We start from the raw sequence: 17,920 nt of genomic DNA, 5'->3' as shown, positions 1-17,920 counted from the left end.
GATCCACCCCATGGCACGCGAATATCCGCTGCAGCGTTATCGCAACTTCGGCATCATGGCCCACATCGATGCGGGCAAGACGACGACGACCGAGCGCATCCTTTTCTACACCGGCAAGTCGCACAAGTTGGGCGAAGTGCATGACGGCGCCGCGACCATGGACTGGATGGAACAGGAACAGGAACGCGGCATCACGATCACGTCTGCCGCGACCACCACGTTCTGGCAGCGTCAGGAAGACCCCTCTTCGGAAGGGACTTCGGATACCAAGTACCGCTTCAACATCATCGACACCCCGGGCCACGTCGACTTCACAATCGAGGTCGAGCGCTCGCTGGCCGTTCTGGACGGTGCGATCTGCCTGCTGGACGCCAATGCCGGCGTCGAGCCGCAGACCGAAACCGTCTGGCGCCAGGCCGACCGTTACAAGGTTCCGCGGATCGTCTTTGTCAACAAGATGGACAAGATCGGCGCCGACTTCTTCAACTGCGTGCGCATGATCAAGGACCGCACCGGCGGCACCCCGTGCCCGATCGCCCTGCCGATCGGCGCCGAGGACAAGCTGGAAGGCATCATCGACCTGATCAAGATGGAAGAATGGGTCTGGGAAGGCGAGGATCTGGGCGCGTCCTGGGTGCGCAGGCCGATCCGCGCCGACCTGAACGACCTGGCGCTGGAATGGCGCATGAACCTGATCGAACTGGTCGTCGAACAGGACGACGCCGCGATGGAAGCCTATCTGGAAGGCAATGAGCCTGACGAGGCGACCCTGCGCGCCCTGATCCGCAAAGGCACGCTGTCGCTGTCGTTCTTCCCGGTCACGGCCGGCTCCGCGTTCAAGAACAAGGGCGTGCAGCCTTTGCTGAACTCGGTCATCGACTTCCTGCCCTCGCCGCTGGACGTGCCCGCCTATCTGGGTTTTGCACCGGGCGATGAGACTGAAACCCGCGACATCGAGCGTCGTGCCGATGACGCGCAGCCCTTCTCGGGCTTGGCGTTCAAGATCATGAACGACCCCTTCGTCGGTTCGCTGACCTTTACGCGCATCTATTCTGGCCAGCTCAAGAAGGGCGACCAGATGCTGAACGCGACCAAGGGCAAGCGCGAGCGCGTCGGCCGGATGATGATGATGCACTCGATCAACCGCGAGGAAATCGAGGAAGCCTTTGCAGGCGACATCATCGCCCTGGCGGGTCTGAAGGACACCACCACCGGGGACACCCTGTGCGATCCGGCGAAGCCGGTGGTCCTGGAAACCATGACCTTCCCCGAGCCGGTCATCGAGATCGCCGTGGAGCCCAAGTCGAAGGCCGACCAGGAAAAGATGGGCCTGGCCCTTCAGCGCCTGTCTGCCGAAGACCCCTCCTTCCGCGTCGAAACCGATCTGGAGTCGGGACAGACGATCATGAAGGGCATGGGCGAACTTCACCTCGACATCCTGGTCGACCGCATGAAGCGCGAGTTCAAGGTCGAGGCAAACATCGGCGCCCCGCAGGTGGCCTATCGCGAAACGATCAGCCAACCGGCCGAGATCGACTACACCCACAAGAAGCAGACCGGCGGTACGGGTCAGTTCGCCCGCATCAAGCTGGCGATCACGCCGACCGAACCGGGCGAAGGCTATTCCTTCGAATCCAAGATCGTCGGTGGCGCGGTGCCCAAGGAATACATCCCGGGCGTCGAAAAGGGCATCAAGTCGGTGATGGACTCGGGTCCGCTGGCAGGCTTCCCGGTGATCGACTTCAAGGTGGCCCTGCTGGACGGCGCCTTCCATGACGTCGACTCCTCGGTCCTCGCGTTCGAGATCGCGGCCCGTGCCGGGATGCGCGAAGGCCTGCGCAAGGCCGGTGCGAAGCTTCTGGAACCGATCATGAAGGTCGAGGTTGTGACGCCGGAAGAATACACCGGTTCGATCATCGGCGACCTGACCAGCCGTCGCGGCATGGTGCGTGGCCAGGATACCCGCGGTAATGCCAACGTCATCGACGCCTTCGTGCCGCTGGCCAACATGTTCGGCTATATCAACAACCTGCGTTCGATGTCCTCGGGCCGCGCGGTGTTCACGATGCAGTTCGACCACTACGAGGCCGTGCCGCAGAACATCTCGGACGAGATCCAGAAGAAATACGCCTGACCGGCGGGGCGGGGCCTTGGTCCCGCCCATCTCCCCATGAATTGATGAATTGAGGAATCCTGCGCTATGGCAAAGGCAAAGTTTGAACGGACGAAACCGCATGTCAACATTGGCACGATTGGCCATGTTGACCACGGCAAGACGACGCTGACGGCTGCGATCACGAAGTATTTCGGCGAATTCCGGGCTTGGGGGTGTCAGTCGCAGGTCTTGGCGCTCTCCGCAGCAGGCGCAACAGAAAGGCGTAATTGTGCTTGTCTTAGTGGCATGGGATGCAAGTCCCATGCCAATCCGCGCTCAACAGACCCTTCCTGTTTCCAGTCTTAGCTCCGCCCCCTGCATTCGACCTGAGACCCCGCTCTTTTTGGGTCCTTCCGGTGCGGTCACGTATGCGGTGGGCTTTGTCCCGCACATTCTCTAGTTGCACCTCCAAAATTGGGGTTCGCACCCGGTTCGCGGTTCGCACCTGCCGCTCAAGGTCGGTGCCACTCGTTGCAACTGGCTGGAACAAGGCGGCAGGCCGACCGTTGAGCAAAACTCCCTGTTGGAACTGGCCCCGCTGTGACTTGCGGGGCGCTTTTCCTCTACAACTGGCCGCCGAGTCAGCCGGAGGATGCAGCCATGGATCTGGAGCGCGCGATAGAGATCGCAGCCGGTGCTCATCGTGGGCAGCGGGATAAGGCAGGAGAGCCGTTTATCCTGCACCCGCTGCGGGTAATGAACGCTTGCTCGACCAGGACTGAGCAAATCGTGGCTGTGCTTCACGATCTGGTCGAGGACAGCGAGTTGACGCTCGAGGACCTGCGCAGGGAGGGTCTATCAGAAGACTTGGTAGCCGCGGTTGACGCCATGACCCGGCGTAAGGGCGAGACCTACGTCGACTTCGTGGACCGCACGGCGCGCAATCCCATCGCGCGGACCGCCAAGATCGCGGACCTGCGCGACAACCTCGACATGACCCGCCTTGCAAATCCCACGCAGTCCGATGTGCAGCGGTCGCAGAAATACGTAGAGGCGCTCAGGGCGCTGGGCATGTCGCCCGAGTAAAGAGGCGGAGCCTTCCGGCACGCCTACTGGGTCTCACCGCTCGCCCTTCCGCCTGTCCCACGGCATGACGAACTCGCTGCTCCAGATCCCGCGCTGCGCCACCCGAGCCACGACTTCCTCCGGATCATAAATGCGGCCGCCGTATTGCCGGTAAGCGACGGCCCATCCGTTCTCGACCATCCACCCGTTCAGGTTCTCTGCCCCTGCCCGGCAGATCCCGACGATCCGTCCATAGCGGTCCCTGTCCTGCTCCTCGCATCTGACCTCCTGACCGGCGATGGCAGAAACAAGAGCCTCCTTGGCATATGCCCCGCATGCCCAGTTCCGACCAGCGCGCCAGCATGTTTGTCCCGCTTCAGGTGCGTCGATACCGAAAAGCCGCACACGAACTCCCGCCACGTCCAGGGTATCACCGTCAGTGACAGTGGCATTCCCTGCCTGCTGATCGGCCAGAGGCTCGCCGGTGATGACCTCCTGCAGCATCTCTATGAGCGCTTGGCGCAGCTGCGGATTGCCATCTTCGATCAGGAACAGCACGGCGACAAGGGCGATGGCGGCAAGCCAGACCCTTGGGCCTGCACGGCGCTTTGTTTTACGGCTCTTCTTCATGCCAGCGATGTCTAACAGGCGCAGAGCATCGGCAATACCCAAGCGCTCACGATTGGTGGTCTACGGAGATGCGGCAATGTGGGCCCAGCGGCATCCATAGGGTTCAGGTGCTGAACAGCAGTAGGCGCCGGTTGGCGGTGGGTCTCGAAAGGCACAACCAAACGGGACGGCTAAATGAGTCAGATAGGGCAGAGGAAAAGCTATAAGACATGCGAGCCGCACGGACGAAAGCGCATTGAAAGGCGATCTGGATGCCAGACCCGTCCCAGGGCACCGGAAAATAATAGCGCCCGTCTATGCCTCACTCTCCTGTACCGGTCAGCTAAACGAGAGTTCCGCTTGATCCAGACAAAAGGTTCATCGTCAAGCGCTTCAAAGCACCTCGAGCTTCACGCGGCCGACCCCGGCCGAAACGAGGCCAATGTCCTCTGCCGCTTCCTTGGAAAGATCGATCAGCCGGCTACGTGCGTGAGGACCACGATCGTTGATCCGCACCACAACCGACTCGTCAGTCGCTTCGTTCGTCACGCGGACGCGCGTTCCGAAAGGCAAGGTCCGGTGAGCGGCGGTCAGATCGTTCATGTCGAAGGTCTCACCGTTCGCTGTCTGGCGCCCGTGGAAGCCGGGTCCGTACCAGGAAGCCATTCCGGCTTGCTGCTTCCCGGCAGAGCCGCCTTCGTGCGCCAAAGCGACAGGTACCATCGCCAAAGAAGTGACTGCTGCAATTGCAGCTTGGCGAATGAATTTCGGCTTGATCAAGGGTCACCTCGGAATGGGACATGTCTCATTGTCACGTGCCGTCTGGACGCTGACTGCTCCCGGCGCAATGAAAGCATTGCCTTGGTTCTACCCGCCCCCCGCTTCGAGCGAGACCTCGCCACCGACGCTTGTCGCGACAGGCAGGTATCCGCCACCTAGGGCAGGTCGTTAGATCATTACCTGCAGTTCCTTGACAGAATGGGCCCGAAATGACCTTGAGCCCACCTATTTCAGATATGGGTGAGGCCTTATGACACCCTCTGATTCAAACCCAGACTCGTGGCCTTCCACGCTGGAGGGCAGCAACCGCTGCGGAGGACAGGGCGCTCAGGCTGAAGCACAGCCAAGCCTGACGCAGGCCGACCGTGCTGCTATCTAACAAGAGCTCGCCGCGTGTGGCTATTACATAGCGGGCGTCGACGGGGTCTTCGGTGCGGGGACACGGCGCCCGATAAGGGCTTGTCGCGGATCCCGGCCGATGCGAACCCGCCTGGATCGTTTCCCGCACTCGCCGCGTTAAACCCGATGCAGCCGCAAGTGCCCAATCCCGCCTCGACACTCAACTTCACCCGGCAAGGCTCGGGAAGGCCGCTACTCATGCTGCACGGCCTCGGCGGCAACATCGCCTCATGGGACAATCTTGCTGCCGATCTGGCGAACACAAACGAAGTCATTGCGCTGGATCTGCCAGGCCATGGCGCGTCGCCCGTGACGCCTGGCTCGAGCACCTTCGGTGGCATCGCCGATGAAGTGGCCGACTTCATCCGGGCCGAAGGTTTTGAAGGCATCGCTGCCGTTGGCATGTCGCTGGGCGGACGAGTGGTGCTCGAGATGGCCCGCCGCGGCCTTGTCGGCGCTACGGTCGCACTTGGCCCGGGCGGCTTCTGGAATGACAGGGAGCGGAAGTACCTTAAGGCGTCGCTCATTGCTGGTGGCAATATCTCGAGGATCGCCCGCCGGGCGCTTCCGTTTCTGACACGCTACAAAGCCGGTCGCGCTGCCCTTCTGGCACAAATCTCGGCAAAGCCGGGGCAGGTTCCGCAGGAGACCGCGCTGCGGGAGCTTCGTTCCTTTGCAAGCACCCCGACCTTCAAGGACCTGGTGCGCGATCTGGCCGAAGGGCCGATACAGGAAGGAACCGCGAATACGCCGGGGCCCGTGACGATCGTCTGGGGACGCAAGGATCGGCTGCTGCTGCCACGGCAGGCGGAGCAGGCAATGCAGGCGTTTCCCGAGGCGCGGCTCCACTGGGTGGATCAGGCCGGCCACTACATCTCATGGGATGCACCGGATGAAGCACTGCGTCTGATCCGGCAGGGGATTGCGTCAACAGGCAGCACCACAACGGCCTGAAGCAGCCGGCTTGAACTGTTGGCTGGCGAGATAAGCCACCGCTTCAAGAACCTTCTCGCCATCGCGTTGGGGCTGACGCGGATCACTTCACGCTCTTCGCACTCCATCGAAGACATGACCAACCAGGCAGCTGATGACCCGGCTCACAGCGTTGGACCGGGCGCATGATCTGGTGCGTCCCCTGCCGGGTGGCCAGGGCCGAACGGCGCTTCTTGGCGATATCTTCACGGTGCTGCTGACGCCCTATGACGACGACGGGGCGTTTTCGGGGCGCATCCGGGTTGGGGTGCCGCGGATGGGCGTCGGGCAGGATACCGCAACCGCGCTGGCCCTTGCGGTCCATGAACTGGCGACGAACTCCGTCAAATATGGGAGCCTGTCAGTCGATGAAGGGACGCTGGATATTTCGGGGTCCATGAAGGGCGAGGACGTGCAGATTAACTGGACTGAGCAGGGCGGCCCGCCGGTCGACGCCAGGCCGGAGATGACTGGCTATGGCAGCAGCCTGGTCAAGCAGACGATCGAGGGCCAGCTGGGTGGTACGGTCACTTATAACTGGTCTGACAGCGGTGCGATCATCACCCTGGCGCTGAGCGGTGCACGGATGGCAGAGTAAGCACACCCTGCTGTCTTGCCATGCTCTGCGCGCGGCTCTGAAAGTGACCATATGTTTGAAAATCTGACCCAGCCCCCGGATCCCTATATCCTCCTTCTGATGGGCTTGGGCTTGCTGATTGCGCTGGTTGCGTGGCTACCTTTGGCGCTACGGCGTCTTCCGCTTTCGTTGCCGATCGTCTGTATAGGGCTTGGAGTTGGTCTGGGTGCCATCCCCGGGCTTCAGTTTGACCCGTCCCCGCTCGAGCATCCCGAGTTGACCGAGCGGTTTGCGGAGTTCGTGGTCATTGTCTGACGTCAGCGCCCATGGGACAGATTAGGCAGATTGCGTGATGGAGGGTTTTTGGCTCATCGTAGCCCTTATGGAGCGAAGATGAGCAAGAAACCCATGACGACGAAAGCCGAGGCTTGGTGCCGCGCCAACACTGCTCATGGAAAGGCGGCGCTGAGGGTCACGGCCTTGCAGAAGTACAGACGGTCACAAATCGATACGGCACCTGAAAGTCGCATCGGCTAACCATCCAGGAAGGCTTGGATGGCCCGTGTTTGCCGAAGGCAAGGCAGGCCTCCTGCCCGGTCTGGCGGATCATGCAGCGATCGTTCACGCGCATGGCCCATTTCTGCCCGAACGACCCCTAAGCGTCGTGTGCAAGATGCGTCAGGTTACCGAGTCCCTATAGGTCAGGGCCGCCTACAATAAGGAGGTTTGAAGGGTGCAAGTTTTGGGTTTAGTCTCGGCCACCTTTCCCACCGCCACCGTTACCATTGCCACCGCCGTTTCCGCCTCCGCCGCCCTTCCCACCACCATTGCCACCGCTACCGTTCCCATTGCCGCCGCCGTTCCCGTTGCCGCCGCCGTTGCCATTACCACCGCCGTTTCCACCACCGTTTCCATTTCCGCCACCGTTCCCATTGCCGCCGCCGTTGCCATTACCACCGCCGTTTCCGTTTCCACCACCGTTGCCGTTGCCGCCACCGTTCCCGTTTCCGGCACCGTTCCCGTTACTGCCGCCGTTCCCATTGCCGCCACCGTTCCCGTTACTCCCGCCGCCGTTCCCGTTACTGCCGCCGCCGCCCGCGCTGCCACTCCCGCCATTGCTTCCACTGCCACTGCCGCCGCCGCTGCCACTGCCGCCGTTGCTGCTGCCGCTGCCAGTGCCTCCGACGTCGCTGGCTCCACCCTCGCGAGCGCCTCCACTTCTGCTCCCGCTGTTGCCTTCGGTGCTATTCCTGACGCCAGCCAGATTGCGGCTGCTCGAGGTTCGCAGCCATTCGTTGTCTCCTCTGCCTGGGGCCGCCCGTCTGCGGACACCAGAGGTCGTTTGCGGCACCTCGCTGCCGCGCCCTGCCCCATTCCCCCGGCTCGGGGCTTCGACTTCTCTGCGCGTGGCGACAGCCTTGGGCTTTGGAGGCGCTCCTTGGCCGCCCAGCCACAGTTCCAGGTAGCCCTCCTCCGGAGACGGCGTAAAGCTGACGAAGTCCCGCGCCTCAGTGTTCAGCGAAGCTGCCAGCTCTTCGGCTGCCGCCCGATCCTGCGGGTGATAATACCGGACATGCGTCTCACCGATCGTGAAGGGTGTCGATGCTTCCTCGGGCGACCATCCTGTTTCCGAGAGCTGCATCATCGTCTGGTTTCGCCGCTCGCCCGCAAGACGCTCCGGGACATACACGGCCAAGCGCATGGGTGGCTTTTCCGCATTCGACAACAGCAGCTGAGGGCTGGCATCCGACGCCGGCACCGGGGGACGGGCAAGCTGTGGCCTTGGCACAAAGGGTGCCTGTTTGGCCTCCCCGGAAGCCGAGTCGAGTGCCATTGTGGCCATCTCGGGGCTCGTCCCGGAGCCGGGCTGTTCGGAAGCGATAGGAAGTGCGGCAATCGCTGGCATGCTGGGCGCAGCAGCCGCTGTCGCTAAGGCAGGCAGCTCCAGTCCACGAGATGACGGGGCAGACAACACATCAAGTGATGAAAAGGCAGTCTCTTGTGCATCGGCAGACGGTACAACGCCTAGGCCCGAGGACCATGTCGTCAAAGGTGGCGCCCTGACCGGTGTCGCATAGGAAGGCGCAACATCCACGAAAGGACCAGCCGAGGAAACCGGCGGTGCACTCTCGCTCTGAGGATCGATGCCGCTGGGGCGGGTTGCGCCAAGGCTGACAAGGGAGGCCCCTGCCAAGCCGCCAATCACCAGCCCCAACAGCATCGGAGGCACACGACCGCCAAAGGGGGTCTTTCCCCTTATCTGCGCCAAGGCCGCAAGAACCTGACGCGGACCGAAGGAATAGGGTATGGCGCCTGCGGCTTCAAGCTGCTCGTTTTTCACAGCGCGTATGGGTGCTGGCACGCCCGGTGTTGGTACCATGATAGGCAGGTCCGCGCGTTCAGAAGGCCCGACACTTCGGCGTTCGGCCGCCTGCTGCTGCTCTGCCGCACGCTGCCGCAGCACTTCCTCTCGCTGGGCGCGGGCAGCCGCTACCCGGTGTTTCCATTCTTCAGGATCGTAGGGCAGCATGTTGACAGACGGAGCATCAGCCGCAGGCTGGTGCTGCGGTTCTCGCGCAGGCTGAACCATAACTTTACCACCTAAATGCGCGCCATTCTGACGCGGTCGCATGCAACACTATCACGGGCGGCTCCGATCCACAAAGCCGCGAAGAGCTGACGGTTGAGGACCGGCGGGTACCCGCAAGGCAGTTGCGAGACAGGTGGCGCCGGCGACCAAACGGGCATGTAGTATGTTTTAAAAATACGATCTGGCCTCGGGTCTCGGAAGGTGTGGGTGTCATCATGAAGCTGCTCGTTTATGGAATACCGACACAGGCTACATATGGACCCCGCCTGTGGACACGCTGGATCTCACACGATGCCTATCTCGCTCAGACACTGCCCGGCTTCGATGCCAGGACACATCAGCTTCCTGTGGGCTGGACCTTGTCCGTCGGTATCTTCGTCCGAGCCGCGCAGCAGGTCTGATCCGAATGAAGGTCAGTGCGGAACGCGATATAGGCTGGTGTCGGTTGGCCCTTGATCGGGTTGCGGACCCCTTTGGCTCGAGGTTCGCCACGACGGCAGGCATCTGGCCCTTTCGCGGGTTTTCACCCATTGCTGCTTGCCCGGAAGAAAAAGCATACTCTTTAGATCCCGGACGGCGCTGTCGCCTGCGGGAAGTTGAAGAGAACCGGCAGCATGGTCGCCAAGAAGGTGGTGTATCGAACTGGACGCTATAGGCCACCCTCCCAGTTCGGCAGTTCTCAACCCATCTTCCGCCGCCCCGCCGCTACAAGCGCCGCGACGCCCGCCAGCATCAGCCAGACTGCCCCCGGCAGCGGGACTGGCGCCAAGAAGCCGCGAATCTCGCCGCCCGGATATTCGGTCGAATGGAGGTTGAGATAGGCTCTACCGCCGGTGATGGACGCGATCAGCGCATCGAAGCCCGATAGCGCTGAACCACCCTGCGCTGACAGGAAGGCTGGGTTGTAGCTCGCGATATCAGTCATGTCAAAGATGTTGCTGTAGCTGCCGCTCGTCACCCCCAACGGAGTGCCCGGAAAGGTCGGAACCTGCGTCATCACCCCCGCGGTCCCCGTACGCGGCTCCGCAGTCGGACCGTGGATATGCGCGGCGATTAGCGTACCGATCAGTCCGTCAAACTCGAATGCGACCGCCATAGTCGCGGCGACCGTATCAATCGTCACCTTGCCTGAACCCGTCGCGGGCGAGTCGTTTGGCGGCGCCTCGCTTGACCCCTTAAGGCTCGTTACGAAGGTCAGCGTTGCCGCGGCCCCGGGAACGGCAGTCAGGCCGCAGAGCAGCGCGGCAAGCACCCATGTCTTGGCTTTCATCGTTCGCCTCCTCCCGGGAAACCGGGGCGCCCCTTGCGCCGGGACCCGTTGCAATACTAGCACACACAGGTCGTGCGGTCACAGCGTTTTCACCTTGCAGTGATCGCGAACTAGCCGAAAGTGAAGAGATCGAGCTCTCCTACATGATCCTAGTCCTGCGCCTGACACTGCTCGCGCCCGACATCCTCGAAGGGCTCCTGAAGGCGCGACAGAGCCATGAGGTGACGCTGGCGCGCGTGCTGGTGCCGTTTCCGATGAATTGGGCTGGGCAGCGCAGTCAGCTTGCGGCGCGGTCCACCTCCAAAGCGCAGGTATAATCGCGCCAACTGCAATATAGGTCGAACTGACCGGCAAGCCCTGCCAACTGGCAACGGTCCCGGTCACGGCCGCCAACAGTGACACGCAATAGGTGTGCATCGAATTCAGCTCGCTGATCTGGCTGCCGGCCATGCGGATCAGCTTGGGGACTGAACAGGAATAGGCCGAAGGAAATTCTGACGGCACACGTCAGCATAACCAGAGCGAGATCGACACCGCCTCGGCCGTACTGCTGGACCCTGCGCCGGGACGGTAGCTGTCAGCGGCCCCACCGCATTGGCCACGTCAAGGGTGGAGGTGCTGATGCCCTTGGTGCCTGATGATGGTGAACCGCCATCACAACCTCCAACCAAGTGCAAAAGGCTCGACGTGAAAAGATCGGCACTCTGTGGAAATCGTCGCATGTCTTACAGCACCGTCACTCAACCATCGCGTTGACGCGTTAAGCAACTGCACAATGCGAATGTACTTGGTCACGCCCTCACATGTTTAACGGAATGCTCGAATGGTTTCGAAAGCATTTACCCCTCGTCTTGCAGCACATAGCCCGGCGCTGGGGCAGAGCCGGACGTCTCGCCGAGGATCACTGCCAAGTCACTGTCCTCGGAAGAGACAGATGTCGTCATAAGTTACCTTGAGGAGGAACCCCAATGATACGTATCGCTCTTAGTGCCGCCCTCTTGGCGGCGGCGGCCACGCCGCTTGCGGCTCAAAATCGCATCGATGGGCAGGCGCCCAATGCTCCTGCCCTGTCAGCCTATGGCAGCTATGCCGTCGGGGTGAGGCAGTTCGACCTGGTCAACAAGAACCAGATCAACATTGTCGCTATCGACCCCTCAACTGAAGAACCCGCAGAGCTGCCGCGAACGCTGAAAATCCTCGCGCCCTCCCTGCTGCCGCAGAAAGGGAAAAGGTGGACGACTTTTACGCCGCCCGCAGCAGCTCCATGCCGCCGCTTCCGTGGACTAGTTTCTCACCGCCGTTCTCAGTCTGGCAAGTTGCCAAGCACGTGACGAGTGGCAGTGGAGGCCGGGACATGTATCTGACAACGGTGCAAGGCACCTACGATGCGTCCGGTCGCCTGATGCGGCAAAGCGTTAGCGAGGAAGACTGGCCTGCATGGCTGGATGCCGCAGTTCGCGCCAGAACCGGGAGCAAGCTGCTGAATGAGTACGGACCGAGCTTTCGGGCCATCTTGCTGCGCATGCGGGATCACACCGGCACGTACTCTACGGAGTGGGTCAGCTACTGATGCCTGAACCAGCCGTTGGGCAGTCCAAAACGGAAAGAAGGGAAAAAGAGTTCATACAAACGATCACTAGAAAATAGAAAACCCCCGCGCGGGGTCCGCACGAGGGGAGGTTCGATAACACAGGTTTGCCGGCCTGTATTGCTCTTCGAGTTAGGAGCGATCGTGATTGAATCTCTCCCAAAAATCAAGATGGAAAACGCATCCGTGCGAACGAAGGCGTTTTGGCGGCGGCTCCCGTGCTCCCAGTTTCCGAGGAGCAGATGACACGCACTCTCACAGCAAGGCCCCAATCCCGGCGCGCCCTGACGCTCTACCCGGCCCTTACGTCCGGATGGCAGCGCGATACCTTTATTCACCTGGTGGAGCGGGTCGCGCCGCATCTTGGTGTTGGCCGGGCAGCGGCCCATACCTGGGCCCGGCTTGCCGCCATGACCCGACCGACTGACTGGACAGCAGAGGACCGGGAGCCTTTTGTTTATGCAGCTGCCTCCGAGTTGGCGAAGATCCTTGCGCTCTCCGAGACACGGTTGCGCGCCCATACCGCCCGGCTCGAACGAGCAGGGCTTCTCGAGCGACGGACTGCGGCAAACGGCAGCCGCTCCCGCCATGCCGGGACGGGGCTGTTCTTCAGCGCCGTCATTGACCGGTTTCCCGAACTGCTTGCCCTTGACGCGCAACTGACCGCAGCGCGGCGCAAGGCCATTTATCTTCGTGGCCAACGCAGCACCCATTGGCGCTGCCTCCGCCAAGCCTTGGAGCACCTACGCGAGGTTGCCTCTCAAGATGCCCGTGTCCAAGCCATCGAGGTTGCTTTCGCTGCCTGGCCTCGCGCCGACCGGCTGCATGGCATGACTCTGGATACGCTTGCCGCGCACGAGATGGAGGCCGATGCCCTGACGCGCGACGCTCTCGATCTGCTCGAAATGTTCACCAAAACAGGCGATCGACCGCCCGAAAACGAGCGGTCTCATCTACAAGATACAAACGAAGATTGTTCTTTGTCTTGTGAGGCCTTGGCCGGTGACAGACGGCCTGCAGCGGAGCCGGCGTTCGCCCAACTTTCTCGCCTGCCGCCAGAGAGCAGAAGAGCAGACGCCGAGAACGAGCGTGGGAGTGGAACGAACGCTGTTAGACGCGAATGGCTCACCAAACTTGGGCCGGAGCGCCTGTTCCGGCTCGCCTCACCCGAGATGCAGTTTTACCTTTCCGGGCGGGCCGATCCCGAGCGCCTGAGGTTTCACGATTTCATCTGGACGGCTGAGTGGCGCGTGTTGGACCTGGGCATTCACCACTCAGCCTGGTCGGATGCCTGCACCGCCATGGGCGAGGATGGCGCAACGGTGGCCATGCTGATCCTGGACGCGCGCAAGGACGATCCCGTGGCGCCGATCATCAGCCCTGGCGGCTATCTGCGCGGCATGACACGGGCCTGGTTGCAGGGCCACCTGAACCTGATGGGCAGTCTGATCGGCCTCAGCGAACGCCGGCGACGGGAGCAGATGCTGTGACGCATGATCGCCTTATCGCCGCGGCCCTGCTGTCGGTGCTTCTGATCCCCACAGCCGCAGAGGCGCAGGCTCCGATCTGCGTTCCACCCGAGGAGCCCTGGGTGCCGGAACGAGACGAAGATGTCCGCGCCTATGTCGATCTGGTGGCGGCTGATTTCGAGCGGTACTTTTCCGCGTTGACCCAGCATTTCCAATGCCTGGAGCAGGCTTGGCAGGACGGACTGGTGCGGGGCCGCGCAGTTTCCGCCGCGCGCCAGACCTTCGTGCAGCGTGCGACAGCGCTTGGCCTTGGTGCGCGCCTCGGGGTCGATCCGCAGCCTCCATCAGACAGGAGGCCGCAATGAGGAAAGCGGCCTGGATCTCACTGCTTCTGCTCATGGCGGCAATGCTGCTGCTGGGTGAGCAGAAACAGATGGCCCCAGCCACCCGTGTGGCAGGGGCCGTGAGCGTGATCGATGGCGACACAATTGCTATCCGCAAGCGGTCTATCCGCATCCTCGGCATAGACGCCCCGGAACTGGATCAGACCTGTCAGGATGCAGCCGGGCAGACGTGGCATTGCGGCGCGGACGCCAGACATGCCTTGGCAGCGCACGTGGCTCGGCAGCAGGTTTCCTGCCATGTCGCTGGCCAGGATCGCTACGGCCGCGACCTTGCACGCTGCGCCACGGGCGGCACCGATCTGGCCGAGTGGCTGGTCCGCGAGGGATGGGCAATACCTACGGGCGAAGAGAGCGCCAGATACAGGGCGGCCGGGCGTGAAGCGGAGGCCAGCCGGACAGGCATCTGGGCCGGCAGCTTCATGCGGTCTGTTGACTGGCGCAGGGCAGGGGACCCGCAGGGAAGGGAGGGAGCAGAAGATGAGCGCTGATGGCAACTGCTACCGGCTGGGGCATGTCCGCTTTTGCGACGATGCGCCCGAGCTGCAAGGCATTCTCGCCCGGGCTCATGAAGGGCATGCCCGACCGCTCTGCCCGCAGGGAAGGGAGGGAGCAGAAGATGAGCGCTGATGGCAACTGCTACCGGCTGGGGCATGTCCGCTTTTGCGACGATGCGCCCGAGCTGCAAGGCATTCTCGCCCGGGCTCATGAAGGGCATGCCCGACCGCTCTGCCAGTGCTGCGAAGCCGAGCCACCCATGTATGTGGCGCTGATCAATGGCGTGTTTCATCTCAAGCGCATGCCCGGAACGGGGCATGCGCATGACCTTTCCTGCCCTTCCTTTGATCCACCCCCGGAACTTTCAGGCCTTGGGCCGCTGGCGGGGCAGGCGATCGTCACGGACGAGGCAGGTGACACGACGCTCAGGCTCGGCTTTTCGATGTCGCTTCGCGGCAGCAGGCAGTCCTCGGACAGCGACGAGGGTGAAGCGGAAGCCGCATCGGTGACCGCCAGCCTGCGCAAGCTGCGGCTTCTTGCCCTGCTGCATTATCTTTGGGACGCTTCGGGACTGACGACGTGGCGCAAGGCCTATGGGCGGCGCAGCTGGTGGATCGTGCATCGCGAACTCTCGCTTGCGGCAGCACGCGCCCGGACGCGCGCAGGGCCGCTGTCGGACATCCTTCTTGTTCCGCCTCCCTATCTCGTCGAGGAAAAGGAGCGCCTGGCAGGCGAGCGGCGGCGCTTTCTGCACAAGCTGCAGCCGGTTGCGGGCAAGCCCACCGGGCTGGGCCTGCTGGTGGCCGAGCTCAAGGGACAGGAGCCTTCCCAATACGGCCGCAAGCTCCGCTTCAAGCATCTGCCGGACTTTTCCGTCTTCCTCGACAGCGAGACGGCCAAGCGGTTCGACCGGGCTGCTGCCCGAAAAGTCCGGCTCGTCGAGGCCACGCCGAACAGTCACCTGATGGCAATCGCCACCTTTGCGGCCAAAGGCAGTTATGCCGAGATCCGGGAGATCGCCCTGATGCCGGTCGATGGCCGGTGGATCCCGTTTGAGGGCGAGCGGGATCATGCGCTGCTCGAAGCCCTGGCCGAGCGGGATTTCGTCCGGTGCTTGCCCTACAACCTGCCGGCGGACGCGCCCATTGCCACGGCGGTTCTGCTGGACGGCGACGGACCGGTTGCGCTTTATGCGCCGGCCCCGGACATGGCGGTGAACCAAGAGGAGGACCTGCGCCGGATCGCTGCAGAAGGCATTTATCCGGCCTGGCACTGGCCGGCAGGGCTCTTTGACATGCCGGAGCTTCCGCTGAGAGGGGGCCATGGCTCACGGACGTGATTCATGCGTTCAGGTTGGAACCGATGATGCTCCTCCGTTGGTTTGCGGCTGCGCTTCTGCGACTATCTCTGCGTTACCGGGCCGCGACAACGGCCTCCGTAATTCATCAACGATCCAAATCCATGCACAGGGATCGATTCCTGTTTGTCATTGGACCTGCCCAAAGCGTGGGCGCAAACTCTTGGCCATGATTGAGCAACACAAACGGCAACGCTTTGTCTTGCGGCAGGTGTCTGCAGCGGGTCTCATGCCGTTGCTGCACGCCACCCCATGACACAGGGAGGACACGTCCATGCCCGACTTCACCGCGCATCATCATCCGGCTCTGGCAGTCGGTTGTCCCATTTGCGGCAAGCAGCCTGACCAGTGGTGCTGCAGCGCTAATGGTCAGCTGTCGCGCGATCTCCACAAGGCGCGCCAAGCCGAAGCAGACCGGCAGTTCATTGAACAGCATGGCTATGGAGCGGCAATCATCCATGCTGGCTCCGGCTGGGCTATCGACCCGCGTGGCTGCGCCAGGGACTGAGGCTCAACATTGCGGATGTAGAGTATCCGTTTTGATCAAGCCGTTTTTGGTGTCCATTTGCGGTCCTGCTGGACGAGTGCGTTGGCCAGCTCGATCAGCTTTCGCATAAGAGCGGTAAGGGCGACCTTTGCGGGTTTTCCTGCCTTGATCATGGTTTGGTATCTTTGACGGAGATCCGGGTTATGGCGTGCGGCGACAAGTGCGGGCATGTAGAGCGCGTCTCGTAGGAACTTACGCCCGCCTTGGATGAATGCCTTGCCGCGCCACTGGCCAGATTGCCGTGCCATTGGTGCCAGGCCCGCAAGGCTGGCGATCTGCTTTCGGGTCATGGTGCCGATCTCTGGGCATTCAACAATTATGGCTATAGCGGTAATCCGTCCTAACCCCGGGATTGAGCAGAGAACCTCGAAGGCGCGGCCCCGTTTCGGGCACCGGAGCAAGAGGTCCAGCAGCGCCTCTTCCATCTCGAGGAGCTGGCGCTTGACTTGCTCAAGGCGCGCCTTGGATTGACGCTTCAAAAGGGGCAGGGTCTGTGTTTTGGACCGGTTGAGCAGGCGTGTCCGCTCCTTGATCAGCGCCATGCGGGCGACTTGCAACTCCTTGAGATCAGCCTGTTCTTTGTCCTCTGGAGCGTCCGGCACAAGATCCAGTGCCGCGCCCATCATGGCCAGTATCCGCGCATCAACCGCGTCGGTCTTGGCCCGTGTCCCACGGGCTTGCGCAAAGCGGCGGGCTTGCAACGGGTTTACCTTAACCAGAGGCAAGACACCGGCAAAATGACGCTCGAGCGCAGGCTTGCGCAAAGCGGCGGGCTTGCAACGGGTTTACCTTAACCAGAGGCAAGACACCGGCAAAATGACGCTCGAGCGCAGCGTGATATGCACCGGTCGCCTCAAAGACAACAAGGTCTGGGATCTGCTCACCGATCCATTGGCGCAGCGCGCGCAGGCCGGCCGCAGAATTGGGAAACTGCGCCGACTTATCAGTGCTCAGGCGGTAAGCATCGAGCGTGGCTTTCGAGATGTCTATTCCGATGGTATCCTTCATTGTCTTCGCGTGTCCTATGCTTGTCGTAGAGGGCTTCGCGCCGCTCTGTATCCGTTCAGGCCCCAAGCGAAGACGATGGCTGATCACACTCTAAAACGGTCCCTCACGACCAAGCCCGTGACGATCCAGCCACCGCCACTGCACGCCATGAATGGCGTGGCGTGCAGTGGCTCTTCTTCGCATAAGAGCCGGGATCAGCATAAGACAAGCGTCTCACAAACCTGCTGTTCATGCGTTGAGAGGCCATGAGCAAACCCCTTGTATCTGATAATCTGTGGGAGGCCATTGCGCCGCTTCTGCCAAGGAAGCGGCCGAAGCCGAAGGGCGGCCGCCCTCGATGCGATGACCGGCTGGTCTTGGCCGGCATCATCTTCATTCTGCGTCTCTAAAACGGTCCCTCACGACCAAGCCCGTGACGATCCAGCCACCGCCACTGCACGCCATGAATGGCGTGGCGTGCAGTGGCTCTTCTTCGCATAAGAGCCGGGATCAGCATAAGACAAGCGTGGTGGATTTACAAAATGGCTTCCCCCTATACCTGAGCTTGAGAAGGTCGAAAGATTGCCAAATGGCGCACAGGCAAGATGCGGGTGCCGGAAATTGCACACCGGCTTTCGCGCCTGCCCTCGACAATCTACCCGGAGCTGAAGCGGAACACGTATCAGGACGCCGAGCTTCCGCAGTATAGCGGCTAC

Annotated in this window: 20 protein-coding genes and 3 pseudogenes; 16 read left to right on the top strand and 7 right to left on the bottom strand. The window is 62.0% G+C overall.

Features of this window, described 5'->3' with window-relative positions; all coding sequences use genetic code 11:
* Positions 1 to 10 precede the first annotated feature (10 nt).
* From fusA to Q5701_RS22150, 3 genes and pseudogenes are all read left to right on the top strand, one after another.
* Positions 11 to 2,134 carry an elongation factor G gene (gene fusA / locus Q5701_RS22160; RefSeq protein WP_306753082.1) on the top strand — a complete coding sequence of 708 codons (2,124 nt, stop codon included), beginning with the start codon at positions 11 to 13 and terminating at the stop codon, positions 2,132 to 2,134.
* A gap of 66 nt (positions 2,135 to 2,200) precedes the next feature.
* Positions 2,201 to 2,326, top strand: a pseudogene (locus tag Q5701_RS22155) (GTP-binding protein); the annotation flags it as partial.
* A gap of 429 nt (positions 2,327 to 2,755) precedes the next feature.
* Positions 2,756 to 3,181 carry a phosphohydrolase gene (locus Q5701_RS22150; RefSeq protein ID WP_306753081.1) on the top strand — a complete coding sequence of 142 codons (426 nt, stop codon included), beginning with the start codon at positions 2,756 to 2,758 and terminating at the stop codon, positions 3,179 to 3,181.
* Between the two features lie 33 nt (positions 3,182 to 3,214).
* Here Q5701_RS22150 and Q5701_RS22145 read toward each other — a convergent pair whose 3' ends face one another.
* Both Q5701_RS22145 and Q5701_RS22140 read right to left on the bottom strand, forming a co-directional pair.
* A complete protein-coding gene (locus Q5701_RS22145) occupies positions 3,215 to 3,832 on the bottom strand; it encodes a thermonuclease family protein (RefSeq protein WP_306753080.1) in 618 nt (205 codons plus the stop codon).
* Positions 3,833 to 4,162: 330 nt separating this feature from the next.
* Positions 4,163 to 4,549: a septal ring lytic transglycosylase RlpA family protein gene (locus Q5701_RS22140; RefSeq protein ID WP_306753079.1), complete on the bottom strand. Its 387-nt coding sequence runs from the start codon at positions 4,547 to 4,549 to the stop codon at positions 4,163 to 4,165.
* 597 nt (positions 4,550 to 5,146) lie between these two features.
* On the opposite strand from Q5701_RS22140, the gene Q5701_RS22135 reads away from it, so the two are divergent.
* The 4 genes from Q5701_RS22135 to Q5701_RS22125 are packed head-to-tail and all read left to right on the top strand — an operon-like array spanning position 5,147 to position 6,812.
* Positions 5,147 to 5,902 carry an alpha/beta fold hydrolase gene (locus Q5701_RS22135; protein WP_306753078.1) on the top strand — a complete coding sequence of 252 codons (756 nt, stop codon included), beginning with the start codon at positions 5,147 to 5,149 and terminating at the stop codon, positions 5,900 to 5,902.
* Positions 5,903 to 5,920: 18 nt separating this feature from the next.
* On the top strand, positions 5,921 to 6,070 hold the full coding sequence (locus Q5701_RS23035; RefSeq protein ID WP_373568590.1) for an HWE histidine kinase domain-containing protein: 150 nt from the start codon (positions 5,921 to 5,923) through the stop codon (positions 6,068 to 6,070).
* Complete coding sequence (locus tag Q5701_RS22130; RefSeq protein ID WP_306753077.1) at positions 6,036 to 6,518, top strand: hypothetical protein; 483 nt, start codon at positions 6,036 to 6,038, stop codon at positions 6,516 to 6,518. The genes Q5701_RS23035 and Q5701_RS22130 overlap by 35 nt, the downstream gene beginning before the upstream one ends.
* A 51-nt stretch (positions 6,519 to 6,569) precedes the next feature.
* Complete coding sequence (locus tag Q5701_RS22125; RefSeq protein ID WP_306753076.1) at positions 6,570 to 6,812, top strand: hypothetical protein; 243 nt, start codon at positions 6,570 to 6,572, stop codon at positions 6,810 to 6,812.
* A 396-nt stretch (positions 6,813 to 7,208) separates the two neighbouring features.
* Here the strand turns inward: Q5701_RS22125 and Q5701_RS22120 are convergent, their stop codons facing one another.
* Positions 7,209 to 7,697 carry a hypothetical protein gene (locus Q5701_RS22120; RefSeq protein ID WP_306753075.1) on the bottom strand — a complete coding sequence of 163 codons (489 nt, stop codon included), beginning with the start codon at positions 7,695 to 7,697 and terminating at the stop codon, positions 7,209 to 7,211.
* A gap of 2,069 nt (positions 7,698 to 9,766) precedes the next feature.
* Entirely contained in the window at positions 9,767 to 10,357 is a 591-nt protein-coding gene (locus Q5701_RS22115; protein ID WP_306753074.1) for a CHRD domain-containing protein, read from the bottom strand.
* 143 nt (positions 10,358 to 10,500) lie between these two features.
* Between Q5701_RS22115 and Q5701_RS22110 the strand changes: the two genes are divergently transcribed.
* Positions 10,501 to 10,674 (top strand): hypothetical protein, encoded by a 174-nt coding sequence (locus tag Q5701_RS22110; protein WP_306755520.1) that lies wholly within the window; start codon positions 10,501 to 10,503, stop codon positions 10,672 to 10,674.
* A 55-nt stretch (positions 10,675 to 10,729) separates the two neighbouring features.
* Here the strand turns inward: Q5701_RS22110 and Q5701_RS22105 are convergent.
* Positions 10,730 to 10,774, bottom strand: a pseudogene (locus Q5701_RS22105) (hypothetical protein); the annotation flags it as partial.
* A 551-nt stretch (positions 10,775 to 11,325) separates the two neighbouring features.
* Here Q5701_RS22105 and Q5701_RS22100 point away from each other — a divergent pair.
* The 7 genes from Q5701_RS22100 to Q5701_RS22070 all read left to right on the top strand — a co-directional run bounded on the left by Q5701_RS22100 (position 11,326) and on the right by Q5701_RS22070 (position 16,178).
* Positions 11,326 to 11,688, top strand: a complete 363-nt coding sequence (locus tag Q5701_RS22100) for a hypothetical protein (protein WP_306753073.1) — start codon at positions 11,326 to 11,328, stop codon at positions 11,686 to 11,688.
* A gap of 23 nt (positions 11,689 to 11,711) precedes the next feature.
* The gene (locus Q5701_RS22095) at positions 11,712 to 11,927 is read left to right on the top strand and encodes a hypothetical protein (protein WP_306753072.1); all 216 of its coding nucleotides are present in this window, start codon (positions 11,712 to 11,714) and stop codon (positions 11,925 to 11,927) included.
* 260 nt (positions 11,928 to 12,187) lie between these two features.
* A complete protein-coding gene (gene repC, locus Q5701_RS22090) occupies positions 12,188 to 13,435 on the top strand; it encodes a replication initiation protein RepC (RefSeq protein ID WP_306753071.1) in 1,248 nt (415 codons plus the stop codon).
* Entirely contained in the window at positions 13,432 to 13,779 is a 348-nt protein-coding gene (locus Q5701_RS22085; protein WP_306753070.1) for a hypothetical protein, read from the top strand. The genes repC and Q5701_RS22085 overlap by 4 nt, the downstream gene beginning before the upstream one ends.
* Positions 13,776 to 14,306 (top strand): thermonuclease family protein, encoded by a 531-nt coding sequence (locus Q5701_RS22080; RefSeq protein WP_306753069.1) that lies wholly within the window; start codon positions 13,776 to 13,778, stop codon positions 14,304 to 14,306. Before Q5701_RS22085 ends, Q5701_RS22080 begins: the two co-directional genes overlap by 4 nt.
* The gene (locus Q5701_RS22075; protein WP_306753068.1) at positions 14,306 to 15,652 is read left to right on the top strand and encodes a DUF1173 family protein; all 1,347 of its coding nucleotides are present in this window, start codon (positions 14,306 to 14,308) and stop codon (positions 15,650 to 15,652) included. The genes Q5701_RS22080 and Q5701_RS22075 overlap by 1 nt, the downstream gene beginning before the upstream one ends.
* A gap of 292 nt (positions 15,653 to 15,944) precedes the next feature.
* On the top strand, positions 15,945 to 16,178 hold the full coding sequence (locus tag Q5701_RS22070; RefSeq protein WP_306753067.1) for a zinc finger domain-containing protein: 234 nt from the start codon (positions 15,945 to 15,947) through the stop codon (positions 16,176 to 16,178).
* Positions 16,179 to 16,213: 35 nt separating this feature from the next.
* Here Q5701_RS22070 and Q5701_RS22065 read toward each other — a convergent pair whose 3' ends face one another.
* Positions 16,214 to 16,981: an IS110 family RNA-guided transposase gene (locus Q5701_RS22065; protein ID WP_306753066.1), complete on the bottom strand. Its 768-nt coding sequence runs from the start codon at positions 16,979 to 16,981 to the stop codon at positions 16,214 to 16,216.
* Complete coding sequence (locus Q5701_RS23130; protein WP_306753065.1) at positions 16,929 to 17,225, bottom strand: IS110 family transposase; 297 nt, start codon at positions 17,223 to 17,225, stop codon at positions 16,929 to 16,931. The genes Q5701_RS22065 and Q5701_RS23130 overlap by 53 nt, the downstream gene beginning before the upstream one ends.
* 245 nt (positions 17,226 to 17,470) lie before the next feature.
* Between Q5701_RS23130 and Q5701_RS22055 the strand changes: the two are divergent.
* Positions 17,471 to 17,608 (top strand): annotated as a pseudogene (locus tag Q5701_RS22055) (transposase); the annotation flags it as partial.
* Positions 17,609 to 17,920 lie beyond the last annotated feature (312 nt).

It is taken from the genome of Paracoccus actinidiae, assembly GCF_030863885.1.
GTDB lineage: Bacteria > Pseudomonadota > Alphaproteobacteria > Rhodobacterales > Rhodobacteraceae > Paracoccus > Paracoccus everestensis.
Note: the sequence above shows the minus strand (reverse complement) of the source record. Positions and strands in the feature narration are given on the sequence as shown.

Excerpts from the sequence above, each read along its gene's own strand:
- fusA (WP_306753082.1), top strand. The coding sequence starts at position 11 with ATGGCACGCGAATATCCGCTGCAGCGTTATCGCAACTTCGGCATCATG.
- Q5701_RS22150 (WP_306753081.1), top strand. The coding sequence starts at position 2,756 with ATGGATCTGGAGCGCGCGATAGAGATCGCAGCCGGTGCTCATCGTGGG.
- Q5701_RS22135 (WP_306753078.1), top strand. The coding sequence starts at position 5,147 with ATGCTGCACGGCCTCGGCGGCAACATCGCCTCATGGGACAATCTTGCT.
- Q5701_RS22130 (WP_306753077.1), top strand. The coding sequence starts at position 6,036 with ATGACCCGGCTCACAGCGTTGGACCGGGCGCATGATCTGGTGCGTCCC.
- Q5701_RS22125 (WP_306753076.1), top strand. The coding sequence starts at position 6,570 with ATGTTTGAAAATCTGACCCAGCCCCCGGATCCCTATATCCTCCTTCTG.
- Q5701_RS22115 (WP_306753074.1), bottom strand. The coding sequence starts at position 10,357 with ATGAAAGCCAAGACATGGGTGCTTGCCGCGCTGCTCTGCGGCCTGACT.
- Q5701_RS22110 (WP_306755520.1), top strand. The coding sequence starts at position 10,501 with ATGATCCTAGTCCTGCGCCTGACACTGCTCGCGCCCGACATCCTCGAA.
- Q5701_RS22100 (WP_306753073.1), top strand. The coding sequence starts at position 11,326 with ATGATACGTATCGCTCTTAGTGCCGCCCTCTTGGCGGCGGCGGCCACG.
- Q5701_RS22095 (WP_306753072.1), top strand. The coding sequence starts at position 11,712 with ATGTATCTGACAACGGTGCAAGGCACCTACGATGCGTCCGGTCGCCTG.
- repC (WP_306753071.1), top strand. The coding sequence starts at position 12,188 with ATGACACGCACTCTCACAGCAAGGCCCCAATCCCGGCGCGCCCTGACG.
- Q5701_RS22080 (WP_306753069.1), top strand. The coding sequence starts at position 13,776 with ATGAGGAAAGCGGCCTGGATCTCACTGCTTCTGCTCATGGCGGCAATG.
- Q5701_RS22075 (WP_306753068.1), top strand. The coding sequence starts at position 14,306 with ATGGCAACTGCTACCGGCTGGGGCATGTCCGCTTTTGCGACGATGCGC.
- Q5701_RS22070 (WP_306753067.1), top strand. The coding sequence starts at position 15,945 with ATGCCCGACTTCACCGCGCATCATCATCCGGCTCTGGCAGTCGGTTGT.
- Q5701_RS23130 (WP_306753065.1), bottom strand. The coding sequence starts at position 17,225 with ATGAAGGATACCATCGGAATAGACATCTCGAAAGCCACGCTCGATGCT.